This window comes from Pseudoalteromonas sp. CO109Y, assembly GCF_004208935.1.
GTDB lineage: Bacteria > Pseudomonadota > Gammaproteobacteria > Enterobacterales > Alteromonadaceae > Pseudoalteromonas > Pseudoalteromonas shioyasakiensis.
The window spans coordinates 330,933-348,239 of record NZ_SGPD01000011.1 but is presented as its reverse complement, the minus strand read 5'-3'; the positions used below and the strand labels follow the sequence as shown (position 1 = coordinate 348,239).

Sequence of the window (17,307 nt, the reverse complement as noted above, 5' to 3'; positions counted from 1 at the left end):
CGATTTTTTGTGAGCCGCTTTAGCAGCATATAGTAGTTCAATATCCATATTTTTAAAGGGTATATAATGCCCTGTTTAGGAGGTAATTATTGGCTAAAAAACGAAAGCAGTGAGTAAATCCAACTGTTTTGCGTCCATTGATTAATTTATTTGTTAGCTATACACATTCCATTCTGTAGCTCAAAGTTAAATTAGTTATGCTATCTGAGTTTGCAATGTAACGAATAATAGCCTTTTCGCTGTACCAGTCACCAGACCATTTAAATTTGAACTCACCATCTAGAGTTTCAGATTTATACGCTTCACCGTTTAGCATCAAATGTATAACGGAAGCACCGGTAGAGTTTCCATAGCCTTCTATCTTAATAGCTATAACTTTATCTCCACATGTACTCGTTAATGTAAAAGTTTGAGATTTTGTTAAATTCTTATAATTGATTGTAGAAACTTGATAATTATTACTACAAGCTATTAAACCAACCAATAAAAAATAGATTAAAACTCTCATTCGATTACACCATATAGCTAACGCCGCGATAAACAGCAAAAAGTAGTTGCAAAATTTGTGATGCACGAACAAAGCCAACTGTTTTTGTCCGCACTTTTAATTTACCTTGTTAGGTGTATGTATTCCAAATTAGAGTAAACAAAACAAAAATTGAAAATGTTGCATACGTGACGATACCTAACCAAAAACAACCGGGTGATTCACTGCGCCTAACAGTTATTGCTTTAATTTCTATTTCTCCAGTTTTTACTGCATGAATGCAATAAACAAGTAAAAATGGGCTTAAAAATAAAAACACTATAAAAGCTACGAAGTCACCAAACCCCTCGGATTTTGGTGTAAAGACAAATGCCAAGAAAGTAAAAATACAACCTAAAAGAAAAATAGTTTTCAAAAGCCGCGAGGTATTTAACCTTAAGTTAGTTATTGCTTTGATTACAACGTTATCATCGTTTTTAACAGAACTTATTGGTGGCTTACATTTAGAGCTAGTTTTTGGAGAAATACCTTTATTTCTATTGTCTATTTCTTTAAGTACAATTTGATACCTATGATGATATTTATCCCGATCAATATGCTCTAAAACATCTAAAAGTTCCTCATGAGTATATTGAGAATAATTTGGTTCAGAAGTAAACACCAAGTACACCTAACATGTTTATAGCGAGCAAATTACGCGTTTTTCTTATTGGTTTATTTTTAACAAACTTGTTAACTAATTGCTAGTGTTATAAAAATCTAGTAGTGCTAGCTTTTTAACTGTATAAAACGAGCGAAAGGGTCGTTTCTTGACTATGCGAGTGATTAAATTGTAGCTTTACGTATATACAGTTAGAAGGATTGTAAATGAAAAACTCTCTCCGTATTTTAATTACATTGAGGACTATATACTCTATCGACAGTACTCATTAAGAACTACAAGTACTTAATTTAGGTAAGTTCGCGATTGTTCTTCACTTTCGCAACATACGTCACCAAGATTAATAGAGGATACAGAAGCCGAAGCTTTTATATCTTTAGCTCTGTGTGAGAAGGCATGGACTCACGAACTAGCTAAGCAGCAATATAAGTCTAATAATTTAACGAAGAAAGAGTATGGGTATATAGTTGCAAATATAGATCTTGGTTTGGCTACAGTGAAAAAGTGCACATAATAGTTATTCTATAGGACGTGAAATGGTTAGCATGAACTCCTTCGTTGCTCATATAAGCCTTTTAATTTAGACCCGGTTAGTAGTTCGTTGTATTGGTGAGAATCGTGCATATTGCTATAAGTTTTAAAAGTACAAAGTTTGACGTTTCAAAAGAGCGAACAAATCAAATTAATCCGATTTTTGGTGAATCACTTTTAAAGTGGTTTAAATCTGAAATTGAACCTGACTTTGACGTTACTGAACCAGATGCAGAGGATTGGGGGTGGTATAGCTATATTGACTGGAAGGGACGTCAATACATGCTTGGTGCATCTACTTATTTTGAAGAAGGGGATGATCCAAAGTCAGAACTCGAGTGGGTTTTACAAATAGATAAAAGCCGTACTTTCATTGAGAAGCTCTTTGGAAAAGCAAAAATATCTGAGACTGATGAATGTGTATTGTATTTAAAATCGAAACTTGAGTCAGAGCCTAAAATTAGCTCAGTAAGTTTTGAGTAATAACACAAAACAACCGTTGTAGTGAGGTGTTTTTAGTGGTTGGCTTTATTTATTACGTTCTTTTTTTATCTAAGTATTAAACGCTGGTGTTATGTGTTCACGGAGAAGTGGCGCATTTAGGAAACTGGGATAGCGCAATTATTAAAGCTTGTCATTGGTAGACTTTGGAGTGATTGTAATAACTCTGGTGATGGGTTCGCTCACTACAAACGAAAGTGGTACAGCTGGCTTATTTACATCAAGTCGCGGGTAATAGATATTAGATAAAAGAGAGGTTAAATTGAAGCGGAGTGTTCATTTCAAAGTAAATTTGGGTTTGTTAGTGTTTTGCATAATAGGCTTTCAATTTCAATCTATAACCATTGATGGCTTCTTTGTTAACCCATTTTATATAGGTAGCATGGTACTTGGTTTTCTATTAGTGGTTAGAGCTTTGCGTTATACCTGCCAAAAGTGTTTAAGAAATCAAATAATGCTAGGCTTTTGCAAATATCGTTTACCAACGTCAAAGTGCTACAACTGCGATTATGAAATTGATCAACATCATAAATAACAAAAAATTCACGGCAGAACAAAAATATAGAATTAGAATATGGTCCGCTTCACATTTTAGCTAAACACTCTTGCCGGTTACAAAAGCTTTAGCAAACATCTGATCTTTAAATCAAGTAGAGATAACAAACCGCTTATCTAAACAGATAAAAGCCCAGTTAAACTGGGCTTTGCACTCTCACAATTTAATGCTTTTTCATTTTACTCATTTCAGCATGACAACTTTGAATTGTCAGCAGGGTTTTTGATAACGCGGCTTCACAATCATGTGGCTGTGGTTTTTTAAGCGCATGCTTGATTTCGGCTAGTGTTTTATCTTCAACTTCTTCAAGTTCACTAACATAGGTGGCGTTTTTGTCGGCACCGAGTTTAGTGATTACTGATGTATAAGCTTTACGCGCTTCTACAGCAAAATCAGAGCCATTTTCGCGCTCGCCATTTTCGTTAATAGCATAAGGTTGTAAGCGCTCAACACTCACTTTACGCGCATCTATCATGCGTTGAAATAAGGCAATTATGCTTGGGTCGGTTACTTTTTCCTGAGCTTTTTCATAAAAATCGATACCGCTATTCATAACTTGGATGATATCTGCAATATGATGAACGTCTTGTCCTTGATGAGTATTCATAATGACCTCTTTTTGAATATTAAAAACAATGCAATTAGATACTTGCAAAGCATATTCCAGTTCATCACTTAAATATAAAGTTATTGTATTTCAGTTGGTTATTGATTTTTAATAGGGGGGATGCTGCTGATAAGCTAAGCTAACGCTTTGCTTATCAGCAATAATTACAATTTGGTTGGTAAAATCTTACTTAAGCTCGTCGGCTACTTCTGCAACCTTTTGGCGTAACCAAATATGGCTTGCATCACGGTGTAATAGCGGGCTCCAAATCATATCGAGCTCAAACGGCGGAATAGGGAATGGCGGCTCAAGAATTTTAAGGCCCGGATCGTCTAAATAAATATTTGCGGCTTTTGAAGGTAGCGTTGCAACCAAGTTTTGTTCTTTCGCTAAGTGAATAGCTACATGGTAGTTACGGGTAAAGGTGGCAATATTACGGTGTTTACCAAAGTGAGCGAGCGCCTCATCAACCCAACCTAGCTTTTGCACATCTTTAGGGTCCATACCCACACCTACACCAAAGCCTGTTTTACTTACCCAGATGTGGCGCGCTTTTAAATAGCTGTCGAGGCTGAAGTCTTTGATAATTGGGTTATCTGCTTTTACTAGGCAGCAAAAGCTGTCTTTCCAAATTTGTTTATAGTGAAACGATTGCGGTAAGTTTTCAAAACGGTTGATAGCCATATCTACCTTACCGTTTTCAACATCGTGGAAGGTAACATCACTTGGGGTCAAAATATCGAGTGTGGTGTCGGGGGCTTCTTCGTGTAATTTACTTAATAAGCGTGGAGCAAGGGTACTTGCTGCATAGTCACTGGCCATGATACGAAAAACACGTTTACTTTGTGATGCTTCAAATTCTCGATTTGGTGCAAGTGTTTCTTCAAGGGTCATTAAAATGCCGCGGATCACAGGCTGCAACTCTTTTGCGCGCTCTGTCGGTACCATACCTTCGCTGGTACGCACTAAAATAGGGTCGTTGAATAAATTACGGAGTCTTTTTAGGCCATTACTCATGGCAGGTTGGGTAATGCTTAGCTGGTTAGCAGCTTTAGTTACATTACATTCCCTTAGTAAAGTATCTAGGTAAACAAGTAAGTTTAAATCTATTTTACTTATATTCATTGTGTGTCCTTGGTGTTTACCAATAATGGATAAATCGTTGTGCAGCAGGGTATGGATAAATGTGGCTAACTACACCTTGCTTATAATTGTATTGTGCTTGTCGCCAATAGGCTGGATCTTCAAGCTCTGGGTGTGTGCTCAATAAATATTGCTTATACACCGGGTTTGCTGTCACAAAGGTACATAATTGCTCTGGAAACACATCTTGTGGTGCCACAGAGTAACTTTGCTCATTGGTTAAGTAATCATCGTACGACTTTGCTTTTGGTAAGGCCCGAAAGTTCATGTCTGTTAGGTACTGAACTTCATCATAGTCGTAAAAAATAATGCGATTATGTTTACTCACCCCAAAATTTTTCAACAGCATGTCGCCTGGGAAAATATTTACGGCGATCATTTCTTTTAAAGCTTGGCCATATTCTTCTATTGCTTCAAACGCTTGCTGTTCACTGGCATTTTCAAGATACAGATTTAACGGTGTCATCCGTCTTTCTATATACAAATGCTTAATGATTAACCATTCGCCTTCAATAATCATCGAAGAACCAATGGTTTTATGTAACTCTGCAAGTAATTTACTATCAAATCGGGCTAGTGGAAATACGACGTTCGAATACTCTATGGTGTCGGCCATGCGGCCAACACGGTCATGGCTTTTTACTAATTGATAGCGTTTTAATACGGTATCGCGGCCAAAGGGTTTGCTTTCTCCAAAGGTGTCTTTAATGACTTTAAACACATATCCAAACGACGGCAGGGTAAATACCATCATCACCATACCCGGTGTACCAGGGGCAATTACAAGCTGATCGTTTGAATGATCTAAATGACTTAAAAACTCTCGGTAAAACTCGGTCTTACCTTGTTTATGAAAACCTATTGCATTGTATAGCTCAGCCAGTGTTTTATTCGGCATAAGCTGATTTAAAAAGCGTACTAACGCTGATGGCGCATGGGTTTCAACCATAAAATAAGCACGGGCAAAACCAAAGATAACCCGCATTTGCGATGATTTGGTGAGTAGGGCATCAAGGTATAACCCTTTGTCTTCATGGTGCAATACCGCAATAATAAATGGCTGTACGCCACTTTCTGACACCACGCGACCAACAATATAAGCCGCTTTGTTTCGGTAAAACGGGGCTTGCAGTATATCAAAGCGCATTTGCCATGCTTGGTGATGTGTATCGGGCGCTTGTTTATAAAAGGCTTTTACCAGCAAGCGAATATCGCGTTCTAAATCAACAAAGGGCGCTTTAAAATCAAACTGATTAATAATTTTGCGTATTGTGGGTCTTAAGCCATCAACAACAGGGTGGTAACTGCGGTATTCAACTTCCATTGGAAGTGCGGGGGCATCTGCAAGCGTCGCTTTTACAAAGATAAAGTCATTATTAAAATAACGACGATGAAATAAACGACAAAAAACAGAGTTGTAAAAGGTTTCGGCAAGTTCTGCCTGAGGGTGAAAGCGCAAAAATTGCTGATAGAGCTGTTTGGTTTCGAGCCAGCAGGTTTGATCTAAGGTAATAATTTGCTGTTCGTTGAGCGACTTGAGCTTAGCAATGGTTTCGTTAACCCGATCATCGTAATGGCTAATTCTGAGTTTGCTAATCTCATTTATTTTTTGCCAATCACGATGCGCAAACGCAAGTGGTGCTTTGGCTGTAATTGCTTGAAAGAGTTTATAGTGATTGCGAAACCCAGATAAAATTAACTCTGCAATGTGTTGTGGCTGCATATAAACTCCTTACTAATAACAACATAGAGCAATAACTCTATTGGTGTTAAGAATATGTTATTTATTCTTCAAACCCAATAGTAAAGTGTATTTAATTATAGCGAGCGAGTTTTTTCTCTAGATTTGCGAGTTTTTTATTAACGCTTTTTACGTCGCGCCCGTATTGCTTGTTAATTGCTTTTAGCTGCTTTTTAATGTCTTTATTAATTTGTTTCGCTTCTTTATCAGACAAAATTCGGTTTAAGCGCTGCTCTTGCTGGTACTGAGCTCGGTCTCGATCACGGCTTAAAATATCTAAACGGTGTTTATAGCTGCGAATTTCAGCTTCGAGGTTTCTGATAATTTGCTGGCGTTCAAGCTCGTTGAGCTCTTTAACAAAGTTTTGCGGAGCTTGTAAGTCTGGATCGGTTACTTGAATTTTGTGCTTGGTTGCACGGCTACCACAGGGGAACTCACTAAATACCGTGCCTCTGTCTGTGACACATTTATAGTATTCTGTGGTGGCAGCAAGTGATGTGTTGGTAAAACAAACTAGTGTAAGCGATATTAGATAAATGATTATGGCTTTCATGACGTCCGTGTCTCCTAATCAAATAAGGTGTCTAATATCTAAAGCTAGCTTGAAATATTGATTTATCAATAAGCGCTAGGGCGTATATCGTTTCAGCTTTTTAATGCTTTGCACTAAGAATGGAATATCTAGGCCTTGTTCAATGGCAAAGCCTTGCGCTGCTGAAATGTTTTTAAAGTTACCGTCTGAATCAATCAGGGTAATTCTGTCTTTCTTGAATGCGATAAATACATTCTGCGAGTAGTTAACACCGGTGTCGTCATGGCGCTTGTATAAGTTACTGCCTAACATGCTTTGTTTAGCTAGGGTTTTGCAACCTAAATAATGGCCTACGCTGGTGGCGATAATATCACTTGGTTGAATAAGGCCTTCGGTTTGTACAACTTTTTTATCTGAGCTGTATAAACGAGAGGCTGTAACAATACCATTGCTCTGCTGTGCAAGACTAAAGGCAAACACGGCATTAGCTGATTCACGCGCGTGTGTTGTGGCGTCTGCACGTACAAGGCGAACCGCTGGGTTTTGGTCGTCGTTATTAATAAATTCGAATTGCTCAAAACCATTAATTTGAATTGAGCGATTATCAGCAAGCCACACAGGCAGTTGCTGTTTGTCTAGAATAGGGGCTTTGTAAAATGCTGGCAGGCCATACACTAAACTAAATAGCGTATCTTCTGTTTCTACAGGTTGTAAGAACAAGTCTGTCTTGCGTAATGCAGGCTCAGTGGCAACAAATTGCTCTAGGTCAGCATTATTTTCAAATACTAAAATATCGATAGTCGCACTCGACTCAGCTTTACACTCGGCAAGTGGAGTAGGTGCTAAGTAATCAATATTATGTGGGTCAAGCCTTACATCGTGTGCTTCTTTATAGCTTTCTAGATCTAGCAAATCGTTTTTAGCTAATAAGCTTTTAGCTGTTGTAGGGTAAGACAACGGCAATACATTATCTTGTTTAGTGATATCAAACTTTAAATTGGCATCTGCCCAAATATGAATACTGTGGCTAAGTGCAAAACACACTAAAATTGTGCTGGTTGCATAGCGCGGGAACTTATATTGCTTTAAACGCGCCAAGTGGTGCCAGGTGTAGTTACTGACTAATAACTGGAACGCTAAAATTAGCAGCACAATGCCGCCTGCAAGAATCGTTGTTAATGCCGGTGAGCTTGTTAAACGGTGCCACAACAAAGAAACGATTTCAGGTAGAGCAGACGTATTTAAGTGATAGCCCAAGTTAAAATAAACATAGGCATCAAGCGTTAAGAATGACGCGCCGAGGGTTGCAATAATGGCTGCCATCCCCCGGATATGCCGAGGGTATGGAAACACTAAGCTTAATGGAAATATCGTTAAAACAAAGGCAATAAAAGTAATAAAGCTGGTGTGGCTTAACCAGGTCACGAGCATGTATAAATAGCCCATGAAGGTTGTCGGTGCACTATCTGCGACTAAGTAGCTTAAGCTAATAAATAGCACTAAACCTATGTTTGCAAAGGTGAACCAATGGCCCCAACTTAAAAGCTGACTTACTTTTGAAGAAAACTGACTTTGTTGCGATAAATTCATAAATCTTATTTAACCGACTGCGCTAATGCTTTGGCAAAGTTGTCGGCAACAGCTTGTCTTTTCTCTGATGGTACATGCTCTTTTAAAATATGCGTGATAGAATTTCCTAAACACATAAGGCTTAAATCAACAGGCGCTTTGTGCTCTGTTAGTACATCAATCAGCTGATCAACGATTTGTTCTACTTGCTCATTAGAATATTTTGATATGATAGGCATCAGTTGGTTCGATAAAAAGAGTTATATTCCCGTATTTTAACACCAGAGGCGTGAAAAACAAAGATGACAATAGATGTTAAAAAATTAGTCGTTCATTATGTAGACAAAAAAGATGACGATACAGATATTCATTTACGCAATGATGAGATGGTTGTTAACGATAAAGTAGCCGTTTTTATAGAGCAGCTACACCATGCATATAATGGTAAGCCTGGTAAAGGCTACTGTGCATTCAGCGGCGAGAAAAACAGCATTGTTGCTTCGGCTATGCAAAGTTACCGTAACGACGAACTTGGTTTTTGGCACATGACAGAGCAAGCAACAAATGTGCTAAAAGAAGAGTTAAATAAGTATGCCTTTAATGAAACGGGTTATTTAGTTTTTTGCCATTATCAATATGTTGCAAGTGACTTCTTGTTAATTGCGATGATCAATATTAAAGAGCATTACTCAATTACTTCTGAGCTTGATTTAGCTTCATCTCGTCACTTAGATATTTCGCGTATGCAACTAGCTGCACGTGTCGATTTAACTGCGTGGGATACTCAACCAGAAGATAATCGCTATGTGTCGTTTATTAAAGGTCGTGCAGGTCGTAAAGTGGCTGACTTCTTTTTAGACTTTTTAGGCTGCGAAGAGGGCATTGATCCTAAACAGCAAAGCCAAGTTATGCTTAGTGCTGTAGAAGATTATTTATCTGAGCAACAATACGACAAGTCAGAGAAAGATGAGCTACGTAAGCAAGTTTTTGATTACTGTAATGATTGCGTAACCACAGGTGAAGATGCCAACGTTAAAGAGCTTTCTGCAACCTTATCGAAAAATGACGACAGCCCATTTGAAAGCTTCTGCCAAGAGCAAAGCTATGACTTAGAAGAGTCGTTCCCTGTTGATAAGAAAACAGTCACTAGTATGGTGAAGTTTTCTGGTATGGGCGGCGGTGTTAGCGTGAGCTTTGAACGTAAACACTTAGGTGAGCGCGTCATGTATAACGAAGCAACTGATACACTGGTGATTAAAGGTATTCCACCTAACCTTAAAGACCAGCTTCAGCGCTTTATGGAGCAGGACGAAAGTTAATCGGGTTTAAGCTTCAAGTTTTAAACCATAAGCCGATAGATACTCGTTTTATAGCCCAGCACTTGCTGGGCTTTTTAGTTTTGGGCCTTACACTAGAGATGAATTTACAGCTTTAGAATTTCAACTCGATTTACCTAAGCTAAAGTAAAAATTTACTTCTAATATTTTCTTTGCTTTAGTTCATCAGACAGTTCATGTTCTGACGGCGGCGGTGATTGCGGTGGCGGAGATTAGATAAAGCAGTTCCATTTGCCATCATTGATTTAGTAAAACATCTACTGATGGTTTTAAGCATGGTTAATATAAAAATTCGAATAGTGGAAGGCGTAAAAATGCTTTTCTTTTCCTTCAGTATCGCTTAGTTTTAATACACTCAAGGTACAAACTTCCCCGATGGCTAAGGAGAGTCATAAATGAAACTTGCCCAATTGAATATCGCTCTTGCCAAATATCCATTGGATGCCCCAGAGATAAAAGATTTTGTTGATAATCTTGATTTAATAAATGGCGTTGCTGAAAGCAGTGCTGGTTTTGTATGGCGATTAAAAGACGAATCAGGCGATGCCACCAATATTAAATTGTTTGATGATCCAAATATGATTATCAATATGTCTGTGTGGGAAAGCGTTGAAGATCTCAAAAACTTTATGTTTCGTACTCACCGCAGAGATTTTATGCGCAGAAAAGGTGAATGGTTTCAGCGCTTATCAGAAGATAGCTATGTTTTATGGTGGATTGAAGATAACCATATTCCAACCCCTCAAGAGGCATTAGAAAGGTTGCAAAATCTTCGTGAAAACGGCGACACACCACATGCTTTTACATTTAAAAGTAATTTTACGGCTGAAGAATTTAAAAAATATAAATAACAATTAACTGCGATAAAAATAAGGAAAAATTATGCATGTTGTATTAGGTGTTTTAGGTATTGTAGTGACCATTTTGGTGTTACTGAATCGACTTCAAGAAGGGGGGATAGATATTGGTTGGTTGAATCCTTTTAGCTGGTACCGACGTCGTAAATTCAGGAAACACCATGATTTAAATCCTGCATTTAAGTTAGATTCACCCATGGATGTAGCTGCGTTATATATGGTCGCAGTATCCAAAATAGACGGTGAAATGAGTAAAGAACAAAAAGAAAAAATCTTATCGCTTTTTAACAGCGAATTTCATTTAACTATGAAAGAAGCAACTGATTTATTACGCTCAAGTACGCATTTGTTAGGGCATACTAGCGACGTTTACGATAAACCTCACAAAGTAATTGAGCGATGCTTAGATAAAGTAACAAAAGAGCAAGCAGCTTCAATTTGTTATCTCGTCGATGAGGTAGCGAATGTTGAAGGTGAACCGACGGCTCAGCAAAGAAAACTTGTCACAGAGATAAAAAATGCATGCCCTCGGGAGGCTGCTGGCAAGTGGTAATTCATCAACAAAACCAATCAACTGAAAATTAAAATGACAATTATAACCCCTTAACTGATTTTGAAACGTTCTAGTGAATATCGTGAAGGTGTAACTACTTATCAAATCTTTAAAGATGTTTATGAGAGAGTTTTTATGAAAAAAAAGTTATCAGTGGCTTTATTGGTTTTATCATCTTTTGCTAACTCAACAACGTGGGGAGAGTTAGAAGTAGATGACCCAATCGTTAAGGGTGCAAAATGTGCGGTTGCTGAGCCTGCAAGCTATGGTGGTTATATTTACAGTTGGCCATCAAAATATGACCAGGTGTTTTGGCCACATACGGAAAGTAATGGCATTTGGTTTTGCGAAACATCGGGTTTTATAGCTTTAATTGGGGACTTTGACGAACTTAAACCTGCAGAAATCGAGAGAATAACGGAATTTCTTTCGTCTCAACACATTTCGAAGCCAACTCTAGAGCAAAAATTAGCTTTGCTCGAGCAAACTTACGCACTTCGCGAAAAAGATGAATTTTTTAAAAATAAGTTGCTAAGGATCCTTGCTCGTTGGCAGCAGTCTTTAGGGTACCTTGATAAGGCAAATAGCTATCGAGCTAGAGCATTTCAAGAGGTTCAACATGCCCTAAATGGAGATTTAGATGGATATAAACGACTTGAATACCTTTATTTGGCGACGAACTACTCAAAGCAGTTTGCAGAGCAAAATAAACATGTAGGTTACTTAGACGATTTGGAAACAGCATTGAAAGCGGTGACTGATCCTGAGTTAAAAGGCTATGCAGGGTACTTGTCTGAATTGATAAAGGACAGCGTTTATATCAACGAAGGCGGGAAGCTCGACCCTGACTTACCGAAACAGTGATGAATACCGAATAACAAGGTTGATTATATGAAGTACAAGATTCTAGTGTTGTTAATGCTTGCGTCAAGCTTTCAGGCTAAATCGGTTCAGAAGCTGTCTAATACTGAACTTAGCTTTATACTTTCTTCTATGGAAGTGCTTTATAAGAATAAATCTTTCCCGCAAATTAGGGTCATTCAAAGCTGGGAGTCGCAGACTGAATGTGATGGTGAATATCAAACTTGCCCAAATGCTAGGTTATTCATATCAGTAAATACAGGCGATCTTTACGAAGTTCCAGCCTTATTTGAATTACCAAAATCCAAAGGCTGGCAATACGTTAGTTTTGTAGAACATGATGATTCATTCTTACTTATGATTAAAACAACGCTAGATCATGCAAATATATCCGCTGAGTCGAGAAGTAAGTGGCGCAGTAAAGCCTATGCAATAAAAATTTCAAAATATGAATACGATGTACTAGAGGTCATAGAAAAGTAACTTCATTTAATAATTTTGCCTTGCAGCAACATGGATATTTAGGGCAGAAGTAATGTAAAAAATGAGTACTAGGAATAAAGCAATAGCTAAATAAGGGACACGACCATGATAAAACGTAACAAAGCTAATACTGGGCTACTTTTTTGTATCGGTGCCGCTATTGGATTTTCGATCTTCATTGCATACCAGCAACTGATTATTGGTCTTTTATTTGCTGTAATAAGCGTTAGTGTTGCAATCTTAATTGTTTCAAATAAATGGCTTAACTAATGCTTTTCTGAGTGATGAAAAATGAATTTATCTTTCACTACAAAAAGATTAAATGTGATTGAAATAGACGCAAGCTCGTCAATGGTTGAGCATCATCAATTGACGATTGCCTTGCCGGCGATATTTACCCCCGCTGTAGTTGCTAACTTACCTGGTTATTTTCAGGGGATAGATTCTATAGCTGCTGCAGAAAAGTGGTTGGCTAACATGCTTAACGAGTGCCGCTTATTAATGGTGCAATCTCAACATCAAGAAGTTGTTGGGCTTTTATTTATATATACCGAAAACCATGATGCTCATATTGGTTATTTGTTAGCTGAGCAATATTGGGGGCAGGGTCTTGCATTTGAGTTATTGCAGGGATTTATAAACCTCGCTGGTACTCAGTCACAATGGCATAAGCTCATTGCTGGTGTTGATGAATCAAATACACCATCAATTAAACTTTTAAAAAAGTTGGCTTTTGAAAAGCAAGCATCTAAGGAAAATGGCATGTTGTTTTATGAATTAAACTTAAACCAAGGCATACAATAATGATAATAACTGCATTTTTAGTTAACTCGTTTAGTGCAAATAATACAGGCGGCAACCCAGCAGGTGTCGTGTTGAATGCAGATAAACTCACAAACGCAGAAAAACTGACGATTGCAAAAGAAATTGGCTTTTCAGAAACCGCATTTGTAGCGCAAGATCATGAAGTTGACTTTGCTGTGTCATTTTTTACGACAACCGAAGAAGTTGATTTTTGTGGCCATGCAACCCTAGCGGTGTTTGCTACGCTCTTCGAACAAGGGTTATTAAAACCTGGCTATTACACTCAACGAACAAAAGCGGGCTTGTTAGGTGTAACAATTGCCGCAGATGGGCAAATTACCATGGAGCAAGCCTTACCAAAGTACCTTGGCAACTTTGCTTATGATGACCTTGCAGGCTTACTAGGGCTTGATGAAGCAACACTGTCAGAAACATGCTTGCCGATCGATGTAATAACTACAGGATTGCCGGATATTATCGTTGCTGTGCCGAATGGCTACTTAGATAAAATTGTTATTGATGAGGCAGCGCTTAGCGAGTTCTGCCAACAGCATAATGTGATTGGTGTGCATGCCTTTGAATTATGTGAAGAGCAAAGTGAGCTGACCGCAAGTTGTCGTAACTTTGCGCCTTTGGTTGGTATACCCGAAGAGTCAGCAACCGGTAGCGCCAGTGGCGCGCTTGCATGCTACTTATCAAAACATGTATTTGTACAGCAAGAAAACCATTTCAAGTTTGAACAAGGCCGAGCAATGGGGTGCAGTTCACATATTTCTGCCAGTGTTTATTCGGATGAGCAGGGTGTTTATAAGGTTCTTGTAGGTGGTTATGCCAATCACCTAGGTACTCAACAGGTTGTTATTTAAAAGCATTACACACAAAAAAGCCGCGTTATAAACGCGGCTTTTTTATTAAGTGACTAAATTAATCAGCCGCTAAGGTTTTTGCCATATCAGCACGGGCTCTGCCAGCAGGTTTAATTGAACCTGCACGAAGGCCGCTATCTGGAATAGCTGTACGCTTGTCATGCGCCATAGCCGATGGTGTTGGCTCTGGCTCACTATCTGCAACTGGCGTAGGTTTTGCCATTGCAGCGCTAGCTGAACCTTTTACTAAAACAGTTTTTTCATTTTTAGCAGGTTCTTCAGCTTTTACTGGTTCTTCAGTTTTAACTGGCTCTTCAGTTTTAACTGGTTCCTCAGCTTTCACTGGCTCTTCAGCTTTCACTGGCTCTTCAGCTTTTGCTGGTTCTTCAGCTTGTACTGGTTCTTCAGCTTGTGCGGTTTCTTCAGCTTTCACTGGTTCTTCAGCTTGTACTGGTTCTTCAGCTTGTACTGGCTCTTCAGCTTGTACTGGCTCTTCAGCTTGTACTGGCTCTTCAGCTTGTACTGGGTCTTCAGATTGTACTGGATCTTCAGCTTGTACTGGTTCTTCAGTTTTAACTGGTTCTTCAGCTTTCACCGCTTCTTCAGCTTTCACTGGCTCTTCAGCTTTTACTGGCTCTTCAGTTTTAACTGGTTCTTCAGCTTTTGCTGGTTCTTCAGTTTGAGCTTGTTTCGCTTTTAGCTCAGCTTCATATTCAGCAGCAGCTTGGTCGGCAACTGGAATAAATGCTGGCGCATCAGTTTTCTCATCACTCGATTTTTCATCATGCTCAGGGCGACGGCGACGTTGACCAGCAGCACGTAAGTGGCGAGGTGAACGACGAGAGCGTGTACGAGGTTGAGCTTGTTCTTCATCAGTTGATGCTTCAACTACCGATTCAGTTTGCTCTGCTTGTTTAGGCTCAGCGTCAGCTTTTACTGGTTCTGCAGGTACTTGCTTTTCAGCAACTGGCTGTTCTGCTTGTTCAGTTTCAACTGCTACTTTTTCTTTTGCAGGCTTAGCTGGTTTTTCAGCTTTAGGTGCTTGCTCAGTTGTTTCAGTTGTTTGTACTGCTTTTGCTTCATCTGCGCTTTCATCTGTTACGCGAACTTTTTTGCGTAAGTTGCGACGTTGACGACGAACCTTAGGTTTAGTTTCCTTTGGTTGCTCAGATTTCGTCTCTGGTGCAGTGTCTTTATTCGTTTGTTCTACATCATCATTACGTTTTTCATTACGTTTTCTGTTGTTAGAATTACGACGACGTTTGTTGCGATTCTCATTACCTTCTTTTTGCTCAGGCTTATTCGAAGTATTTGTGTTTTCTTCTTTAGCTTGTGCATCGTCAGGACGTTTATTACGAGAGTTGCGACGGCGCTGGTTGTTGCTTCGGCGACGGTTGTCGTTGTTGCGACGATTATTACTACGTCTTTGTGCTGCTTTTTTCTCTTCTTGCTCTTTTTCAGCTTCTTCTTCGGCATTACTGAATAGCGACTTGAAGAACTTACCAATGGCAGCAAATAAACCACCTTCAGACTTTTTAGCCGCAGGGGTCGTTTGCTCAGCTTTTGGTGCAGCTTGAGGTGCAGGTGTATTAGGCATAACAACACCTTTAAGAACCGGCTCTTCACGAACTGGTGCTGAAGGCGCTTTAGCCATTTCAAATGCTTCTGGCTCAGGAGCAACAACTTGCTCGTAGCTTACTGTTTCGATTGTTTCGTCTTTACGTAAGCGAACTACTTCGTAATGTGGCGTTTCCATGTGTTGATTAGGAATGATCACAACATCAACGTTATGGCGCTTTTCGATGCGTTGCACACTACGACGTTTTTCGTTTAATAGGTAAGCGGCAACAGCCACAGGCACCTGTGCATTTACTTGTGATGTGTTGTCTTTAATTGCTTCTTCTTCGATTAAACGAAGGATAGACAATGCAATTGATTCGTTAGAACGAATTGTACCTTGACCATTACAACGAGGACATGGACCTTGGCTTGCTTCACCTAATGAAGGGCGTAAGCGCTGACGCGACATTTCAAGCAGACCAAAGCGTGAGATCTTACCAATCTGTACACGGGCACGGTCAGGGCGAGCAGCGTCTTTTAAACGATTCTCTACTTCGCGTTGGTGGCGTGGTGGAGTCATATCGATGAAGTCGATAACAATAAGACCACCTAAGTCACGTAAACGTAATTGACGAGCAATTTCGTCTGCCGCTTCTAAGTTAGTATTAAGTGCTGTTTCTTCGATATCACCGCCTTTAGTGGCTTTAGATGAGTTGATATCGATAGACGTAAGCGCTTCAGTTGGATCAATTACAATTGAACCACCTGATGGTAAGCGAACTTCACGTTGGAAAGCAGACTCAATTTGGCTTTCAATTTGGTAGTGGGTGAATAGTGGTACATCGCCCTGATAAAGCTTAACGCGGCTCATGAAATCAGGACGGAAACGCTCAATATGCGCTTTCGCTTCTTCAAATACACGTGCTTTATCAATTAAAATTTCACCAATATCACGACGTAAATAGTCACGGATTGCGCGGAAAATTACGTTACTTTCTTGGTGAATTAAGAACGGAGCAGGGCCGCTATCAGCAGCTTGCTGAATTGCTTGCCAATGCACCAATAGGGCTTTTAAGTCGTACTCTAGTTCTTCAAATGATTTACCAACACCTGCAGTACGAACAATTAAGCCCATGCCTTTAGGTAATTCTAAACGGCTTAGTGCTTCTTTAAGTTCAGTACGCTCATCACCTTCGATACGGCGAGAAATACCACCGGCACGAGGGTTGTTAGGCATAAGTACTAAATAGCTACCTGCAACGCTGATAAAAGTCGTTAACGCAGCACCTTTTTGGCCACGCTCTTCTTTATCAACTTGCACAATTACTTCTTGGCCTTCTTTGATCACGTCACGGATATTTGGACGACCTTGGAATGTATAGCCTTGTGGGAAGTAGGTGCGAGCTATTTCTTTAAGAGGAAGGAAACCGTGTCTCTCAGCGCCATAATCAACAAAGGCAGCTTCTAGTGACGGTTCGATACGGGTAATTTTACCCTTGTAAATATTTGCTTTTTTTTGTTCGTGACCTGGGCTCTCTATGTCTAAATCATACAGGCGCTGGCCATCAACCAGTGCAACGCGCATTTCTTCTTGCTGCGTCGCATTGATTAGCATACGTTTCATATTGTTACTCTACTAATTCTGTCGCTGACATGAC

17 protein-coding genes are annotated in these 17,307 nt (G+C 39.3%); 8 read left to right on the top strand and 9 right to left on the bottom strand.

What is annotated here, in order from left to right; translation table 11 throughout:
• Positions 1-157 precede the first annotated feature (157 nt).
• Both EXT43_RS04425 and EXT43_RS04420 read right to left on the bottom strand, forming a co-directional pair.
• The gene (locus EXT43_RS04425) at positions 158-508 is read right to left on the bottom strand and encodes a hypothetical protein (RefSeq protein WP_130166440.1); all 351 of its coding nucleotides are present in this window, start codon (positions 506-508) and stop codon (positions 158-160) included.
• A 109-nt stretch (positions 509-617) separates the two neighbouring features.
• Positions 618-1,148 (bottom strand): hypothetical protein, encoded by a 531-nt coding sequence (locus EXT43_RS04420; protein ID WP_130166439.1) that lies wholly within the window; start codon positions 1,146-1,148, stop codon positions 618-620.
• A gap of 618 nt (positions 1,149-1,766) precedes the next feature.
• Between EXT43_RS04420 and EXT43_RS04415 the strand changes: the two genes are divergently transcribed.
• On the top strand, positions 1,767-2,162 hold the full coding sequence (locus EXT43_RS04415; RefSeq protein ID WP_130166438.1) for a hypothetical protein: 396 nt from the start codon (positions 1,767-1,769) through the stop codon (positions 2,160-2,162).
• A 737-nt stretch (positions 2,163-2,899) separates the two neighbouring features.
• On the opposite strand, the gene EXT43_RS04410 is transcribed toward EXT43_RS04415, so the two are convergent.
• The 6 genes from EXT43_RS04410 to EXT43_RS04385 all read right to left on the bottom strand — a co-directional run bounded on the left by EXT43_RS04410 (position 2,900) and on the right by EXT43_RS04385 (position 8,567).
• Entirely contained in the window at positions 2,900-3,343 is a 444-nt protein-coding gene (locus EXT43_RS04410) for a PA2169 family four-helix-bundle protein (RefSeq protein WP_058584881.1), read from the bottom strand.
• A gap of 186 nt (positions 3,344-3,529) precedes the next feature.
• On the bottom strand, positions 3,530-4,468 hold the full coding sequence (locus tag EXT43_RS04405; protein ID WP_054554698.1) for a LysR family transcriptional regulator: 939 nt from the start codon (positions 4,466-4,468) through the stop codon (positions 3,530-3,532).
• A gap of 16 nt (positions 4,469-4,484) precedes the next feature.
• On the bottom strand, positions 4,485-6,209 hold the full coding sequence (gene aceK / locus EXT43_RS04400; RefSeq protein ID WP_054554699.1) for a bifunctional isocitrate dehydrogenase kinase/phosphatase: 1,725 nt from the start codon (positions 6,207-6,209) through the stop codon (positions 4,485-4,487).
• A gap of 91 nt (positions 6,210-6,300) precedes the next feature.
• Positions 6,301-6,780, bottom strand: coding sequence for a DUF4124 domain-containing protein (locus EXT43_RS04395; RefSeq protein ID WP_130166437.1), 480 nt, complete (start codon positions 6,778-6,780; stop codon positions 6,301-6,303).
• A 75-nt stretch (positions 6,781-6,855) separates the two neighbouring features.
• Positions 6,856-8,349 carry a DUF3413 domain-containing protein gene (locus tag EXT43_RS04390; protein WP_130166436.1) on the bottom strand — a complete coding sequence of 498 codons (1,494 nt, stop codon included), beginning with the start codon at positions 8,347-8,349 and terminating at the stop codon, positions 6,856-6,858.
• A gap of 5 nt (positions 8,350-8,354) precedes the next feature.
• A complete protein-coding gene (locus tag EXT43_RS04385; protein ID WP_036967930.1) occupies positions 8,355-8,567 on the bottom strand; it encodes a DUF1414 domain-containing protein in 213 nt (70 codons plus the stop codon).
• 63 nt (positions 8,568-8,630) lie between these two features.
• Between EXT43_RS04385 and yejK the strand changes: the two genes are divergently transcribed.
• The 7 genes from yejK to EXT43_RS04350 all read left to right on the top strand — a co-directional run bounded on the left by yejK (position 8,631) and on the right by EXT43_RS04350 (position 14,089).
• Positions 8,631-9,647 (top strand): nucleoid-associated protein YejK, encoded by a 1,017-nt coding sequence (gene yejK, locus EXT43_RS04380; RefSeq protein WP_054554703.1) that lies wholly within the window; start codon positions 8,631-8,633, stop codon positions 9,645-9,647.
• A gap of 413 nt (positions 9,648-10,060) precedes the next feature.
• Positions 10,061-10,516 carry a DUF3291 domain-containing protein gene (locus EXT43_RS04375; protein WP_130166435.1) on the top strand — a complete coding sequence of 152 codons (456 nt, stop codon included), beginning with the start codon at positions 10,061-10,063 and terminating at the stop codon, positions 10,514-10,516.
• 31 nt (positions 10,517-10,547) lie between these two features.
• A complete protein-coding gene (locus EXT43_RS04370; protein ID WP_130166434.1) occupies positions 10,548-11,075 on the top strand; it encodes a TerB family tellurite resistance protein in 528 nt (175 codons plus the stop codon).
• 135 nt (positions 11,076-11,210) lie between these two features.
• Complete coding sequence (locus tag EXT43_RS04365) at positions 11,211-11,939, top strand: hypothetical protein (protein WP_130166433.1); 729 nt, start codon at positions 11,211-11,213, stop codon at positions 11,937-11,939.
• Positions 11,940-11,966: 27 nt separating this feature from the next.
• Positions 11,967-12,419, top strand: a complete 453-nt coding sequence (locus tag EXT43_RS04360; RefSeq protein ID WP_130166432.1) for a hypothetical protein — start codon at positions 11,967-11,969, stop codon at positions 12,417-12,419.
• Between the two features lie 324 nt (positions 12,420-12,743).
• The gene (locus EXT43_RS04355; protein ID WP_240701465.1) at positions 12,744-13,223 is read left to right on the top strand and encodes a GNAT family N-acetyltransferase; all 480 of its coding nucleotides are present in this window, start codon (positions 12,744-12,746) and stop codon (positions 13,221-13,223) included.
• Positions 13,223-14,089, top strand: coding sequence for a PhzF family phenazine biosynthesis protein (locus EXT43_RS04350; protein WP_130166430.1), 867 nt, complete (start codon positions 13,223-13,225; stop codon positions 14,087-14,089). The genes EXT43_RS04355 and EXT43_RS04350 overlap by 1 nt, the downstream gene beginning before the upstream one ends.
• A gap of 58 nt (positions 14,090-14,147) precedes the next feature.
• Here EXT43_RS04350 and rne read toward each other — a convergent pair whose 3' ends face one another.
• A complete protein-coding gene (rne, locus tag EXT43_RS04345) occupies positions 14,148-17,273 on the bottom strand; it encodes a ribonuclease E (RefSeq protein ID WP_130166429.1) in 3,126 nt (1,041 codons plus the stop codon).
• Positions 17,274-17,307: the final 34 nt, after the last annotated feature.